This is a genomic window from Bacillus sp. AFS040349 (genome assembly GCF_002577655.1).
In the GTDB taxonomy this organism is placed as follows: domain Bacteria; phylum Bacillota; class Bacilli; order Bacillales; family Bacillaceae; genus Metabacillus.
Genome location: NZ_NUMC01000045.1, coordinates 1 through 14,555, shown reverse-complemented (window position 1 = coordinate 14,555; position 14,555 = coordinate 1). Strand labels below are relative to the sequence as shown.

Sequence of the window (14,555 nt, the reverse complement as noted above, 5' to 3'; positions counted from 1 at the left end):
GGAGAATCGGAGATCCACAGCAATCCCTTATCTTTAGGGGGTGTTTGCTGTGGATTTTTCTGTGTTCTTTTACCAAGTAGCTCTATCACAAAAGGTAAACTACTTACGTAATAAGGGGGAAATATTATGACAGCTTTTTTAGGGGAACTCATTGGTACAATGATTTTAATTATTTTCGGGGGAGGAGTAGTTGGAGGAGTTGTACTAAAAATTCAAAAGCCGAAAACTCAGGATGGATTGTTATTACATTCGGTTGGGCTATGGCTGTAACATTTGGTGTTTATGCTGTTGGTCAGATAAGTGGAGCACATCTTAATCCAGCAGTTACATTAGGATTAGCATCGATTGGAGATTTTCCATGGAGTGATGTACCTTCTTATATTTTTGCTCAGATGATCGGTGGATTTCTTGGTGGAGTTATTGTCTTTTTTCACTACCTCCCACATTGGAAAGCAACAGAAGACAAGGGTGCTAAGTTGGCTGTATTTTCAACAGACCCAGCCATTAAGTCTACTCCAGCAAATCTCTTAAGTGAAATAATTGGTACATTTGTTTTAGTACTTGGTTTACTTACAATTGGCTCTAATTCATTTACTGAAGGTCTTAACCCGTTAATTGTTGGTTTCTTAATATTAGCAATCGGTCTTTCACTTGGGGGAACAACAGGTTATGCAATCAACCCAGCACGTGATTTGGGGCCAAGAATTGCCCACTTCTTGTTACCGATTGCAGGCAAGGGAAGTTCAAACTGGAGTTATGCTTGGATCCCAGTTGTTGGACCAATCATCGGGGGAGTTTATGGGGCGCTTTTTTATAAGCAAGTTTTCTTAAGTGAAGGAAGTGCTGCATTTTGGATATGTACGGTTGTAGTGGCCATTATTGCTCTTTCAGCATTCGCAAAAAGCAGAGGTCAAGATGCTAATGTTTCTTCTCATACAAAAGCATCCGTTTAATTTAAAAAATAAAGATCATTCACAAAAGGGAGAGAAATCATAATGGAAAAATATATCTTATCACTTGACCAAGGAACAACAAGCTCACGAGCAATACTTTTTAACAAACAAGGGGAAATCATTCATATATCTCAAAAAGAATTCACTCAGCACTTTCCAAAGCCAGGCTGGGTTGAGCATGACGCTAATGAGATTTGGGGATCAATTTTATCCGTTATTGCTCAAGTTTTATCTGAAACGAATGTGAAGCCGGAACAGATCGCGGGAATAGGGATTACAAACCAACGTGAAACTGCAGTTGTATGGGATAAAACAACAGGACTTCCTATATACAATGCAATTGTTTGGCAATCACGACAAACGGCAGGGATTTGTGAGGAATTAAAATCACAGGGATATAATGACTTATTTAGAGATAAAACAGGTCTATTAATCGATGCTTATTTTTCAGGCACGAAGGTTAAATGGATTTTAGATTCTGTAGACGGGGCTAGAGAAAAAGCAGCCAACGGAGATTTGATGTTCGGTACAATTGATACATGGCTCATCTGGAAGCTTACTGGCGGAGCAGCATTCGTGACTGACTACACAAATGCTTCAAGAACGTTAATGTATAATATCCATGAATTGAAATGGGATGATGAACTATTAGATATTTTAACTGTTCCAAAGTCAATGCTTCCAGAAGTACGCCCTTCTTCAGAAATCTATGGATATACGGTTGATTATCATTTCTTCGGTCAAAATGTTCCAATCGCAGGTGTTGCCGGGGACCAACAAGCAGCGTTATTTGGTCAGGCATGCTATCAAGAGGGAATGGCCAAAAATACTTATGGCACTGGATGCTTTATGCTTATGAACACGGGAGAAAAAGCTGTAAAATCAGAGCATGGCCTTTTAACGACAATTGCATGGGGGTTGGATGGAAAAGTAGAATATGCTTTAGAAGGAAGTATATTCGTTGCTGGTTCAGCGATTCAATGGTTACGAGATGGACTTAGAATGTTCAAAGATGCATCCGATAGTGAAGGATATGCTGAAAAGGTAGACTCAACTGACGGTGTTTATGTTGTGCCTGCATTCGTAGGTCTGGGAACTCCTTACTGGGATAGTGACGTCAGAGGAGCGGTGTTTGGTTTAACACGAGGAACACAAAAGGAGCATTTTGTTCGAGCAACATTAGAATCGTTAGCCTATCAAACAAAGGATGTTCTTACAGCCATGGAAGCGGATTCAGGGATTTCCTTAAAAGGACTTCGTGTTGATGGTGGTGCTGTTAAAAATAATTTCTTAATGCAATTCCAAAGTGATATTCTCGGGGTTTCAGTGGAAAGACCTGTTATAGAAGAAACGACAGCATTAGGTGCTGCTTATTTAGCCGGGCTTGCTGTAGGTTATTGGAAAGACCGCGAAGAAATTTCGAAGCAATGGAACATTAACCGCACTTATGAACCTAATATGTTAGATGAACAAAGAGATACTCTATACAACGGCTGGAAAAAAGCGGTGAATGCAACAATGGCATTTAAATAATTAAGAAGAAAAAGAAGACCATACTATCGTCTGAAACTTTGTGACGTTAGTATGGTTTTTCTTTATTAAAAACTTGATTGTTCTAATCTTTTTTATTGTTGTAAATGATATTTTTTAATTTTAAGATAAAGTGTATTACGGCTTATTTTTAAGATAGAAGCAGCACGAGTAATGTTCCAGCTTACATAATCTAAGGTTCTTTTGATCACTTCTTTTTCTGAATGAACTAAAGAGGTCAGGGTTGCTTCGTCTTCAGAAAACGCTTCAGTAGATCGTTCATATTCCGTTTCAAAATCCAGGTCCTTTGCAAGTATTTCATTCCCTTCGACTAAAAAAGAAGCTTGCATAAGAACACTATTAAGCTCTCTAACATTTCCGGGCCAATGATAAGAAAGTAGCTTTTCTTTTGCCTCACGTGAAAGATGAAGAGAAGGAGATTCTAAATTTTTTATTAAATAGTTGGATAGTTCAATAATATCTGATCGCTCTCTTAAAGGAGGGATTGTCATAACGATTCCTTTAAGTCTATAATATAAGTCTTCTCTAAATCGTCCAGCTTCAATTTCTTTCCGAAGATTTTTATGTGTGGCAGCTATTACTCTTGTATTAATGGGGATAGATTTTATCCCGCCTACACGTGTTACCGCTTTTTCTTGAAGAACTCTTAACAAAACAGCTTGTGCTTTCAGTGGCATATCACCGATTTCATCAAGAAAGATTGTCCCATCATTTGCAGCTTCAAATTTCCCAATAACACCATCACGATTAGCTCCAGTAAAAGCTCCTTTTTCATATCCAAATAATTCACTCTCAATAAGGTTTTCGGGAATTGCACTACAATTAACAGCAATAAAGGGCTTATCTTCTCGTAGCCCTGAAGTATGTAAGGATTGTGCAATTAGTTCTTTTCCTGTCCCACTTTCACCATAAATGATAATAGGAAAATCTGTTAACGCAGCTTTTTTTACCTTTTTTCTAACTTCATTCATTTTAGGACATGATCCAATAATATCTGTTATTGCGTATAATTTCTTATCTTTAGGATTTCTCTTAGATTGTTTATTAAAAGCCATAACTAGCCTTGATTGTTTTTGTGATGGATCTGAGATAACTTTTGTCATATATCCTGTTGTATGTTGAAACTCTTTGCCAATGCAGTCTTCCCCTAGAAGCTGTCGTGCTGACTGATTTGCTCGGATAATTCTTTTATCATCATCCAGAGATAGAAGAGGGACTGTTGACAAGCTAGAAATCGCTTCAAGTTCTTTTATTGTTATGACTTTTTCATGTGAAGCTTGATCAAAAAGTAAGCCATTTTGAATGGAATTTGCCATGATATTGGTTAAGGATATGATAAATGGGTGGAATAATTCCTTTCTAGCACTAATATTAACGGCTCCAATTAGCTCTCCAGCTGGGGAGTAAATAGGGCTTGCTGCACATGTAAGAAATTGATTTTTTACATAGAAGTGATGATCAGCATGGGTAATAATGGGTACTTTTGCAAAGATAGCGAGTCCCATAGCGTTTGTTCCTTTGTTTTCTTCGGACCAATTTGACCCTATTGATAAATAGTCTGTAGAACCTGAACCATCCAGTTGTCCTACTTTATGAATAATGGTCCCGTTTCGATCAACAATGACCACAACTAATTTTGAACAATAGCTAGAGGGTAGTGAGTTAATAACAGTTGCTGCATGTTTAATTAATAACTCATTTTCTTTCATAAGTTTACGCAAGGCGTTACCGGTTAAAATTGAGTTTTCTATAGGGTCTGTTTGGGAAAGACCAATCTCTTGACAACGTTTCCAAGATTGATTAATTACATCGCTCTGTTCATAAAGAATCTCCGTAAACATGTTATGACGATTACCTCCTCTACACTTTAAGGCAATTTGTTCTTTGAATATATTATACTATTTTTTCTATAATTAGGAAAATTTTAGGTTGAGTTTGTCTTAAATTAGGACACAGTTTGTGCTATTTTTGAACACGCTTTCAGATGAGGGATTAAAGGATAAATAAAAACTAGCTTTCAGTGTTGGCATAAAAATTGCAAATATATAAGTGTAAGAAATTGAATGACAAGAGGGGATGAGTTAAAGATGAAGGGAAATAGAGCGGTAGCGTATATGGGACCTGGAAAAGTGGAGGTTCAGGACATTGGATATCCTGACTTAGTGTTAAGAGATGGCCCTGGTGTAAATCCACTGAACGTTGGTCGAAAGTGTAATCATGGAGTTATTTTAAAGGTTGTCACAACAAATATTTGTGGTAGTGATCAGCATATGGTAAGGGGAAGAACGACTGCACCTTCGGGTTTAATTCTTGGACATGAGATTACTGGGGAAGTCATTGAAGTAGGAAGAGATGTTGAGTTTATAAAAAAGGGAGACCTTGTATCCGTTCCATTTAATATTGCTTGTGGCCGTTGTCGAAGCTGTAAGGAACGTGATACGCATATTTGTGAAAATGTAAACCCTGACCGTCCTGGCTCAGCATATGGATATGTTGATATGGGTGGATGGGTCGGTGGTCAATCGGAATATGTAATGGTACCATACGCTGATTTTCAGCTTTTGAAGTTTCCAGATAAAGACCAAGCAATGGAAAAAATAAAAGACTTAACCATGCTCTCAGATATATTTCCAACAGGCTATCACGGGGCAGTAAGTGCAGGAGTTAAGCCAGGCTCAACTGTTTATATAGCTGGCGCTGGTCCAGTTGGTCTTGCAGCAGCACACTCTGCTCAATTACTAGGTGCGGCAGTTGTTATTGTTGGTGATTTAAATGGTGAGAGACTTGCTCAAGCTAAAAGCTTTGGATGTGAAACAGTAAACCTTCGAGAGCATCCAGACTTAGGAGAACAAATAGAACAAATCTTAGGTACACCAGAAGTAGACTGTGCAGTGGATTGTGTTGGTTTTGAAGCCTCAGCACACGGAGCAAATGGTGTTGAAGCACCTGCAACTGTTTTAAACTCAATTATGACTGTTACACGGGCAGGGGGGAGACTTGGTATTCCGGGACTTTATGTAACAGGTGATCCTGGCGCAATTGATGAGGATGCAAAAATTGGAACATTAAAGGTGCGACTTGGATTAGGATGGGCGAAAGCACACACATTCGTAACAGGACAAACACCTGTCATGCAATATCATAGAGAATTAATGACAGCTATTTTGAGTGGTAGAGCACAAATTGCAAAAGCAGTTAACGCCACTGTTATCTCACTTGATGAAGCTCCAAGAGGATATCAGGAATTTGACAAAGGTGCTGCAAGAAAATATGTTATTGATCCACATGGACTAGTAAAAAATTAATTGATACTTAACGGCAAGAATAAAGAAACCTTATATAAAAAAGGCGGAGAACAACGAGGGTTGTTTCCGCTTTTTTAATGGAGCATATAGGAATCATCACCGTGTTTTATCGTTTTTTCTTCTTAGGATCATTTGCTGGGTTATTTTTTATCACTTTATCAAAAATGACATAAACATATACAACGTTATCGTCAGTAAATTTCACATTTGAAACTTTAGCTTTACGGCCCTTAATTTTAATGTTTTCATTTTCAGATGGAGGTTGTTCTAAGAGCTGAGTTAAGACAACGGTATTATTTTCTACAAATTGCACAACAGGCATAAATCATTTCTCCTTTCGAAATATAGATAGAAGAAGGAAGGAACTCATGTGTAGTATAGATACATATTTAGAAAACTTGATAATTAGACCATCTTTATACAAATTATATTATTACGTAAAATATAAATTTGACGTAATAATGTATATAATTTAAACTACTATTATAGAACTTTGGGTCTTGAGGTGAATTTTATGGCTACAGAATCACAGCAGCAACATTATCGTAAGCTGCAACTATTACTAAAAGAATTACCGTGGTATGTTGAAGAATATATCGATCATAAACGCAGAAAGCTTTCAGCAGCATCATTACTGAATTACTGTCATGATTATAAAATTTTCTTCAATTGGATCATCTCAGAGCAACTTTATAACGGAAATCTCAAGGATATTCCTTTGGATTTACTTGAAACATTAACTGTACAGCAAGTTGAAGGTTTTTTATATGCTTTGCAATACGAACTACATAACAAAGAAATTACTGTAAATCGAAAGTTATCAGCATTAAAGTCCCTTTTTAATTATTTACAAAACATTGCTGAAACGCGTGATTTAAAACCTTATATTCAGCGTAATGTGATGGCAAAAATTGAATTTAATGAGCTTAAGGATAGTATGGAGACGATTGCGAACAAAATGGAGGGAAAAATCCTCATTGGTGATGAGTATGAAAAGTTTCGTCGTTTTATCGCTCATGACTATGGTGAGGTTTGTAAAGAAAATAAGAAGCTTTTTAACTTTTATCGATTAAATCAAGAGCGTGATACCGCAATTGTCTCCCTTATTTTAGGATCTGGCCTACGTCTTTCTGAGGTAGTAAACCTTGATTTAGAAGACATTGATTTTACTAAGTTTTCTGCACGTGTAATACGTAAAGGAAATAAAGAACAATATGTATACTTTAGTAAAATTGCGATGGATGATCTTCAGGAGTATCTAAAAATAAGAGAAACTCGGTACCTTGTGGAGAAAAGCAACAAGGCTTTGTTTGTAGCAGCAGCAATGGGACCAAAAGGCAAATCCAGACGCCTGACAGCACGTTCAATAGAAAAACTTATTGAAAAATATGCTGCAGCGTTTGGAAAGCCATCCCTATCGGTTCATAAGTTAAGACATTCATTTGCTACGAGGTATCATTCTGAGATTAATGACGTACCTAAACTTAGAAGACAATTAGGCCATTCCTCTATTCAAACGACCATGATCTACACACATATAAGAAATGATGATTTAAAAAGTGCTGTAGATCGTATGGATATGCCGAAAGAACAGTAAACGTTAAAGAGATTCCATTTCTTCTTCAAAATAAAACGTATTCGGATACTCTTTTAATGTATAAGAGTATCTTTTCATGTTAGCAACATAACTACAGTTAGTAATTGTAACAACTTCCTTTTTAGCTTTAAGAAATACTTTTTCGTCGATTTTAAATTTGTTATTATTTTTCATTGTTTCCCAACTTTCTTTGGATGCTATAGTAGTATTATCTCATAAAAAGGAATGGATATTTCAATTTTTCAACGTAGAAGTAAACATTTCATTATTTTTTCTTGAAAATAGGTCGAAAAGTATGAAATTTAAATACAAAATAACCAGTGAATGAAGATTATCTAATAAGTGATAATGGTAGCATAAGGTGTTGGTTAAATCAAAGAGAGATAAGAGAAGGTATTACTATTATATATATCTTTTTTTATTCTAGTTTACATAATATGTATTATGGGAAGTTAAATAAGATAATAAATTCTGTCTCATAAACCAAGATTACTCAGGAAAATGAGACAGAAAAAATTTTCATTTTTTATTATTACAAAATCTAAGCTATAAATCTATAGATCTAGTGTAAATTTTTTAATAATTAACAACATAATACTATCCGTTTAACGAATTCTATATGGATTTAGCGGCAAAAACATCGTAATTTTAATCCAAACATTCGATTTTCATTAATTTAGGACCGTTTATTGTTCGAATTAAAATGGGCTTTTCTCCATTTGTCGCATATTCCGTTAATGAAAAGCCTCCCTCTTTCATATCAACTTGAACATCTACTCGTATTTTTACCTCATTGTTTAATTCAGTCAGTATGCTGTTAGCTAGCTCTTTCGTTAATTCCTTTTTGAGACGTATGACAATATCAATGTCACTGGATTCTGTTGTTGCATCTTTTTTAGACGCTAGCTCAAACCCTAAACTCCCGGTTGGTCCCCACACAAGGGAATATTTATTCATAATACGGTTGATTAACTCTAAATACTTGAAAATGTCCTTGCTCTTTCCTACCCATTCCCTTTCCCTGCTTAACTGTTCTGGAGAAATTCTTCTTATTATACGCTCAACGGGTAAAAATGAAGCAAATCGTTCATTTCTTTGCTGACCTCGAACACCAACCGCTACAAGACCTTCACCAGCTTGTGCTCGCCTTACGACTACAAATGGCGCAGATGCTATCGCATTTTCAACCCATTCAGGTATTTCTGTAAAACTAACTAAATCTGCGCTGGCTCTTATTTCTAATAAATCATGAGGCATTAACTCCATTGCTGCTCCAACTTTTGTCTAACCTTAATAGATGCTGCCCTTCCAGTAAGAGCAAATGAAGTTTTCAACCTTATACTTAAGTCATTTGAGTCTTCAACCAAAATGTCTTCTAGGGCTTTCTCAATTTCTTTACAGATTATTGTACGGTCTTCTAAACCCGGTGAGTCTGCTTCTACACCGTCTACTAGAGAAAATAAAGCTCCTAGCTTTTCAAATGACTGAATATCGTAAGCCATTGCTGGTACCTTCTTCGTTGCTTCTTCTAATTCTTCAAGGCTACGCTGTGTAACTCGAGCTGCCGATTGTTTTGACATGACGTGAATATTAACGCCATCATCACGTAAAGCAATCAGTCTATTTGCTTGCATACCATGTGATAAGAAAGCTCCTGATATCGCTTTTCCTGGTATAAATGAAATGATTGGATGACCTAATAATCTAGCAGACGCATAAGCATCAACTGCTGCTGCACAAGCTTGATGAATACCAAGAAGCTCTTCCCGATATCCATATGCCTGACTTGGTACATCAACAATTGCAACAATGGCACGTTTTTCTTTACCTTGATCCTCTTTTATCACATCATGTATTTGTTTTGCAATAGACCAACCTTCTAAAAGGCCTACTTCTCCATTTCTTGCACGTGGAAAACGACTATGTTGGTCAGGGACAACCGCTATAAATCGTACTTTTTTCTCACCAATCATTCCATCAGAGACTCGAACCGATGGGATATCACCTACTTCCGGGAATTCACCACGCAATAAATCAAACCATGTACTTCCTCTCCCGGTATCTTTACTACTATTAATTACGTCTTTATCTCCCTCTTCAACACAGTCTTCAGATTGTAACCATAAAGATCTTACCTTTTCAGGAGTTAATGGCTGAGTGGGGTCAACCAAATTTAAGAGAGTTTGGTACTGACTTATTCTTTCTGTCCTCGGAGCTTGAGCATGTATTTTATCATTGATAATTGACGTGATCGTTTCTTTTATTAGGTATTGATCATCTTTGACTAAAAAGTCTGCAAACCCGGAATTCATCCGTTGTTCTCCACCAATCGTTCCCCAAATTAGCTGTCGATCTTTTGAATCGAATTCTCTTATACCCGCTTCTTGCTCAATTACTTCAGGACCGTTTAATCCGAGTCTTCCTTCACGAGTCATTAAAATACTACTACAAAGCCCTGCCGTTATTGACATACCACCAAAGGCTCCAATCTTTCCAGGGATAACCCCAATAACCGGGACATAGTGCCGGAGTGCTACAATTGCAGCACATATTTCAGCGATGGATAATAAACCGTAATTTGCTTCTTGCAACCTAACTCCACCTGTGTCAAACACTAAAACCGGAATAACTTTTTTACCCTTTTCACAATCCTTTAATGCCAATTCTAAAGCCCCAGCTACTTTTGCGCCCGACACTTCACCAATTCCACCACCCTGGAATTTTCCTTCAATTGATATCACGATTGCTTGATGATTATGAATCGTCCCTTTTGCAACGACAACTCCATCATCGCTTTGTGGCACGATACCCTGTGGCTCCAGATGTGGTGACTCAAACTCATCACTTGGTCCAAGTAATTCTCTATGATTCTCCTGATCTAAAATGCCTAGAGCTCTTTCACGAGCATTGCTCTCTACAAAACTAGTTTTTATTGTATTTATCATGACAACACACCTCCAATGCCTGCTCAAGACGAAGTTTTACTACCCCGGGTGTAGCACCAAAATCATTAATTTTTACTTCTGCGGAGATATCATGCTCTTGAAAAAAACGATGAATAACAGATTCCCATATAGTTTTATAGCCTCTAATACCTGTACGAATCGTGATGTTTGTTTTTGAATGGTTAGTTGGTTTTATTATGACCTCTAGATCACCTGATCCTACTACACCAACATGTGCAAAATGTTCAATTTGCTTTGTTGCAGGAAAGGTGTATGAGATTTTTTCCAATATTAGCACCCCACTTATCTTATACAATGGTATTCTTTCAATTTTCTACCTTTATTCATCTGTTCTGTTTTATCTAAAAACAGTGTAGCTGCAAGAAGGTCTGCACTACCACCTGGAGAAATATTTCGTTTAATAAATTCCTGGTCCATTTTGTTTAATGAATCAAAGTTGCCTGATTTTAAGAAAGAGCAAGCCTGTTTTTTAGCAAATTCTAATCCTTGAATTCCTCCTCGGTGCAGAATACATGTGTCTTCCACAGTAGCAATTAAAGAAAGTAAAGAATTTAGTTTAGCCTGTTCATCGGTTAAACCGTTTTTTCTAGATTGGTATAACATTGGGAGTGAAAACTTTCTGATATGAGGAAACCCTTCCTGTGCCTCCCCTTTTGCACCATTCACCCCATATTTAACCATAGCATGGCGTCCATTCGTAACCATTTTAGGACAATATCGATCAGGGTAACTAGCTAACTTGCCAGCAGTTGAAAGACATTTCTCAATTGAAAATGTCCCTTTTCCCATAGAAACAGCCGATGTTAGTAATCCGATCGCCCAAATGGCTCCTTTATGTGTATTTATTCCATTTGTAACTTCAAACATTTGTTTCTCGCCAGCTCTGCCAATCTCTGCAATTTCTTCTCTTAAAGACTGGGAAGGCAAGCGACCATAACTTGTATAGGCAATTTTTTTAAACGTATCTTTAAGTGATTCAGCAGATGCCCTCATCAGGGAACATGTTAAATCGCTGTGTGATCCAGTGTTATTTTGATCAACAAGACCTGGTTTAGGTGTAAGTTCCAACTCTTCAATTAGTGATTGAACTGCTACCGATGCAATAGAAGCACTAAATACCTTACTTTCAATCTCCATTTTCACCCTCCATTCTTTACCAGCTTCTAAATTTCGCAGGAGGTTCATATAAGCCTTCAGACCATTCAACAAGTTCCTCGACATTTTTAGCTGCTAGTAATGATCGTTTAGCATCTGTTCTACGAATTTGTAAATCTTCTGGAAGAGCTAGTAATCCTCTATTGCGGAATTCTTCTAGTTTCTTAGAATTCTGCTTTAAACCAACAGGTGTTACCCCGGCCACAGCTGAAAGTACCTCTCTTCTTTCTTGTACACTATCTGTTTTATACAAATAGGCAATTCCTTCCTCTGTCACTACATGTGTAACATCGTCTCCATAAATCATCACAGGTGCTATAGCTAGACCAGAATCTTTTTTTACATCAATTGCATCAAGAGACTCTACAAAAACAGGTTTGTTTCCTGCTTGAAATGTTTCTACTACCTGAACAACAAGTTTTTTTCCATAACCGAGCGGGTCATCTGAAGTCATCATATTTAACCAGGCTGGTGTTGAATGTCTACGCCCACCTGGATTATGACCCATATTAGGTGCTCCACCATATCCAGCAAGTCTTCCACTTGTTACAGTTGAGGAGTTTCCATCACGATCTATTTGTAAAGTAGAACCAATAAATAGATCAACTGCGTATTGTCCCGCCATCTGGCATAGAGTGCGATTTGATCGTAAACTGCCATCTCGTCCTGTGAAAAACACATCGCGTCTAGAAGAGATATATTTTTCCATCCCTACTTCTCCACCAAAACAATGAACACTTTCTACCCATCCACTCTCAATTGCCGGAATTAATGTAGGATGTGGATTTAACGCCCAATGCTTGCAAATTTTACCTTTCAAACCAAGTGATTCCGCATATGTGGGTAGGAGGAGTTCTATTGCAGCTGTGTTGTACCCAATACCATGATTTAACGACTGTACCAGATGTTTTTCATAGATACCACGAATGACCATCATAGCCTGTAATACTTGAATATCGGTGATGTGACGAGGATCTCGTGTGAATAAGGGCTCAAGTTCATATGGCTTATCTGCAACGACAACAAAATCTATCCAAGATCCGGGAATATCAACACGAGGCAATTCATCTGTTAATTCATTAACCTGTGCAATAACTATTCCATCTCGAAATGCAGCGGCTTCTACAAGTGTTGGTGTTTCTTCGGTATTAGGACCTGTATACAGATTGCCATGCTGATCTGCTTTATCAGCAGCAACTAGGGCGACTGAAGGAATTAAATCGATAAAGAGCCTGCCATATAATTCGATATAGGTGTGAATTTCTCCCATTGTTAATTGGCCATCTTCAAGCATTTGAGCCATTCGCAAGCTTTGAGGACCCGCATAAGCAAAATCTATTTTTTTTGCTATCCCTTTTTCAAATAAATCAAGATGCTCAGGTCTTGAAATACTTGACATGATCATGTGTAAATTAAATACTTTTCCAGGATTTAATTGGGCAAGTGCTTGTGATAGAAAAGATGCTTGTTTTTGGTTATTACCTTCTAAAACAACACGCTCACCAGGTTGGATTAAACTCTCCATAGCGGTTACGATGTGTTCTGTAGGAATCACCCTTCCATCCACTAAACTCTTGACACTCTCCAGTCGTTTCTGTTTTGCATCAAAACGCGTTGACCATGATCTTTTTTGACTTACAGAATTTTTTAATGTTTCCATTCGTATTCTCCCCTTCCTCACTTCATTTGCTCACGTAATGCAACATATTGGCAATCATCAAAACCATTTTTCTCTATAGATAAAACTCGAGCATCAGGAAATGCCTTAATAGCTAATTGAGATAAAACATTCCCTGGCGGCATTTCGATAAATAGATTAGTTCCTTTTTCATATAAAACAGTTGCAGCATCATGCCATTGGACCGGAGAAGAAACACTTTCGGCAAGATCTTGACGAATATCATTTGGATCATATAAAAGCCTTGCTCTTCGATTACCTGCATATGGTATTTTAGGTGGATAAAATGGAATTTCTTTTAAAGCTTGCAAAAGTGCTTTAGAAACTGGAGTTAGTAACTGACAATGAGAGGGTGTACGAACGTTTAACATCCTGGCACATCTTATCCCCTTTTTACTTGCCTCTTCTAATACTTTCTTTATACCGGGAATAGAGCCTGATATTGTTATTTGATCTGGAGCATTTTGATTCGCTATGTATACAGGAAACTTCTCATTGTATTCATCATGAACTATAGCTCTAAGCTGACGAACATCCATGCCAAGCACGACTCCCATTCCATAACCATCTGGATGTGTTTTTTCCATTAACTCTCCTCGTAAACTAACGATATTTAGGGCATCTTTGAAATCAATCACACCTGCTGCAACGGCTGCGCTAAATGCTCCGACCGAATGGCCAGCAACAAAATCCGGTATGACTCCTTCCGTAGCAAATGCTCGAGATACCGCTACACCAGAAACTAATAAACACAGCTGTACCGCTTTTGTAGAAACAAGTGCCGTTTCTGAATGGAGGTTGTATACGCTTTCATTTAGTATTTCAGATGCAGTTTCTATGACATCATTCACTGCATCACACTTTGGTAAATCGTTCAAAAAATTAGGTCTTTGTGATCCCTGACCAGGAAATAAAAAGGCAACCTTCAACATGTTCACCTCCTTAGACATACTAAGAACGAAGCACTTTTTGAACACTTACTATCACATCTTCATTATGTTTTACTATCAAATCTGATAATTCATCTAACTTTTGTTCATTCAAAAGGTTAATGATAAGCTGATGCTCATTAATAGATTTTTCAATATTACCTTCCTTTGCAAAAGATACACTTTGAATCCGTAATAATGGCCAGCCAAGACGTAAATACATATTTTTAACTGTTTCACTTTTACTCATATTAATTAAACACATATGAAATGAATGATTTAATTGCGTGTAAGAATAAACATCCTTAACTTCCTTCATTTGTTTTAGGATATTTTGCATTTCCTCTAACAATTCAGTGTCTATTCCATGTTTTTTAATACGTTCCATCCCCATGTTTTCAAGCGTATTGTCAAAACTTCT

13 protein-coding genes and 1 pseudogene are annotated in these 14,555 nt (G+C 37.2%); 4 read left to right on the top strand and 10 right to left on the bottom strand.

The window, feature by feature from the left end:
* Positions 1–126 precede the first annotated feature (126 nt).
* Both COD11_RS10700 and glpK read left to right on the top strand, forming a co-directional pair.
* Positions 127–953, top strand: a pseudogene (locus COD11_RS10700) (MIP/aquaporin family protein).
* A gap of 42 nt (positions 954–995) precedes the next feature.
* Positions 996–2,486 (top strand): glycerol kinase GlpK, encoded by a 1,491-nt coding sequence (glpK, locus tag COD11_RS10695; protein WP_098796914.1) that lies wholly within the window; start codon positions 996–998, stop codon positions 2,484–2,486.
* 92 nt (positions 2,487–2,578) lie between these two features.
* On the opposite strand, the gene COD11_RS10690 is transcribed toward glpK, so the two are convergent.
* Positions 2,579–4,345, bottom strand: coding sequence for a sigma-54-dependent Fis family transcriptional regulator (locus tag COD11_RS10690; protein WP_098796913.1), 1,767 nt, complete (start codon positions 4,343–4,345; stop codon positions 2,579–2,581).
* 246 nt (positions 4,346–4,591) lie between these two features.
* On the opposite strand from COD11_RS10690, the gene fdhA reads away from it, so the two are divergent.
* Entirely contained in the window at positions 4,592–5,809 is a 1,218-nt protein-coding gene (fdhA, locus tag COD11_RS10685; RefSeq protein ID WP_098796912.1) for a formaldehyde dehydrogenase, glutathione-independent, read from the top strand.
* Positions 5,810–5,915: 106 nt separating this feature from the next.
* Here fdhA and COD11_RS10680 read toward each other — a convergent pair whose 3' ends face one another.
* Entirely contained in the window at positions 5,916–6,131 is a 216-nt protein-coding gene (locus tag COD11_RS10680; RefSeq protein WP_098796911.1) for a hypothetical protein, read from the bottom strand.
* 192 nt (positions 6,132–6,323) lie between these two features.
* Between COD11_RS10680 and xerS the strand changes: the two genes are divergently transcribed.
* Entirely contained in the window at positions 6,324–7,406 is a 1,083-nt protein-coding gene (xerS, locus tag COD11_RS10675; RefSeq protein WP_098796910.1) for a tyrosine recombinase XerS, read from the top strand.
* 3 nt (positions 7,407–7,409) lie between these two features.
* Here the strand turns inward: xerS and COD11_RS26805 are convergent, their stop codons facing one another.
* From COD11_RS26805 to COD11_RS10640, 8 genes are all read right to left on the bottom strand, one after another.
* A complete protein-coding gene (locus COD11_RS26805) occupies positions 7,410–7,580 on the bottom strand; it encodes a hypothetical protein (protein ID WP_162987323.1) in 171 nt (56 codons plus the stop codon).
* A 474-nt stretch (positions 7,581–8,054) separates the two neighbouring features.
* The gene (locus COD11_RS10670; RefSeq protein WP_098796909.1) at positions 8,055–8,672 is read right to left on the bottom strand and encodes a malonate decarboxylase holo-ACP synthase; all 618 of its coding nucleotides are present in this window, start codon (positions 8,670–8,672) and stop codon (positions 8,055–8,057) included.
* Positions 8,663–10,351 (bottom strand): biotin-independent malonate decarboxylase subunit beta, encoded by a 1,689-nt coding sequence (mdcD, locus tag COD11_RS10665; protein WP_098796908.1) that lies wholly within the window; start codon positions 10,349–10,351, stop codon positions 8,663–8,665. The genes COD11_RS10670 and mdcD overlap by 10 nt, the downstream gene beginning before the upstream one ends.
* Complete coding sequence (locus tag COD11_RS10660; protein ID WP_098796907.1) at positions 10,329–10,640, bottom strand: malonate decarboxylase subunit delta; 312 nt, start codon at positions 10,638–10,640, stop codon at positions 10,329–10,331. Before COD11_RS10660 ends, mdcD begins: the two co-directional genes overlap by 23 nt.
* Before the next feature lie 14 nt (positions 10,641–10,654).
* Positions 10,655–11,509: a triphosphoribosyl-dephospho-CoA synthase gene (locus tag COD11_RS10655; RefSeq protein WP_098796906.1), complete on the bottom strand. Its 855-nt coding sequence runs from the start codon at positions 11,507–11,509 to the stop codon at positions 10,655–10,657.
* Positions 11,510–11,525: 16 nt separating this feature from the next.
* The gene (gene mdcA / locus COD11_RS10650) at positions 11,526–13,187 is read right to left on the bottom strand and encodes a malonate decarboxylase subunit alpha (RefSeq protein ID WP_098796905.1); all 1,662 of its coding nucleotides are present in this window, start codon (positions 13,185–13,187) and stop codon (positions 11,526–11,528) included.
* 17 nt (positions 13,188–13,204) lie between these two features.
* Positions 13,205–14,137, bottom strand: a complete 933-nt coding sequence (mdcH, locus tag COD11_RS10645) for a malonate decarboxylase subunit epsilon (protein ID WP_369689277.1) — start codon at positions 14,135–14,137, stop codon at positions 13,205–13,207.
* 19 nt (positions 14,138–14,156) lie between these two features.
* Positions 14,157–14,555: FCD domain-containing protein (locus COD11_RS10640; protein WP_141549675.1), on the bottom strand; the 399-nt coding region annotated here is incomplete at its 5' end.

Coding starts and splice junctions, on each gene's coding strand:
- glpK (WP_098796914.1), top strand. CDS start 996: ATGGAAAAATATATCTTATCACTTGACCAAGGAACAACAAGCTCACGA.
- COD11_RS10690 (WP_098796913.1), bottom strand. CDS start 4,345: ATGTTTACGGAGATTCTTTATGAACAGAGCGATGTAATTAATCAATCT.
- fdhA (WP_098796912.1), top strand. CDS start 4,592: ATGAAGGGAAATAGAGCGGTAGCGTATATGGGACCTGGAAAAGTGGAG.
- COD11_RS10680 (WP_098796911.1), bottom strand. CDS start 6,131: ATGCCTGTTGTGCAATTTGTAGAAAATAATACCGTTGTCTTAACTCAG.
- xerS (WP_098796910.1), top strand. CDS start 6,324: ATGGCTACAGAATCACAGCAGCAACATTATCGTAAGCTGCAACTATTA.
- COD11_RS26805 (WP_162987323.1), bottom strand. CDS start 7,580: ATGAAAAATAATAACAAATTTAAAATCGACGAAAAAGTATTTCTTAAA.
- COD11_RS10670 (WP_098796909.1), bottom strand. CDS start 8,672: ATGGAGTTAATGCCTCATGATTTATTAGAAATAAGAGCCAGCGCAGAT.
- mdcD (WP_098796908.1), bottom strand. CDS start 10,351: ATGATAAATACAATAAAAACTAGTTTTGTAGAGAGCAATGCTCGTGAA.
- COD11_RS10655 (WP_098796906.1), bottom strand. CDS start 11,509: ATGGAGATTGAAAGTAAGGTATTTAGTGCTTCTATTGCATCGGTAGCA.
- mdcA (WP_098796905.1), bottom strand. CDS start 13,187: ATGGAAACATTAAAAAATTCTGTAAGTCAAAAAAGATCATGGTCAACG.
- mdcH (WP_369689277.1), bottom strand. CDS start 14,137: ATGTTGAAGGTTGCCTTTTTATTTCCTGGTCAGGGATCACAAAGACCT.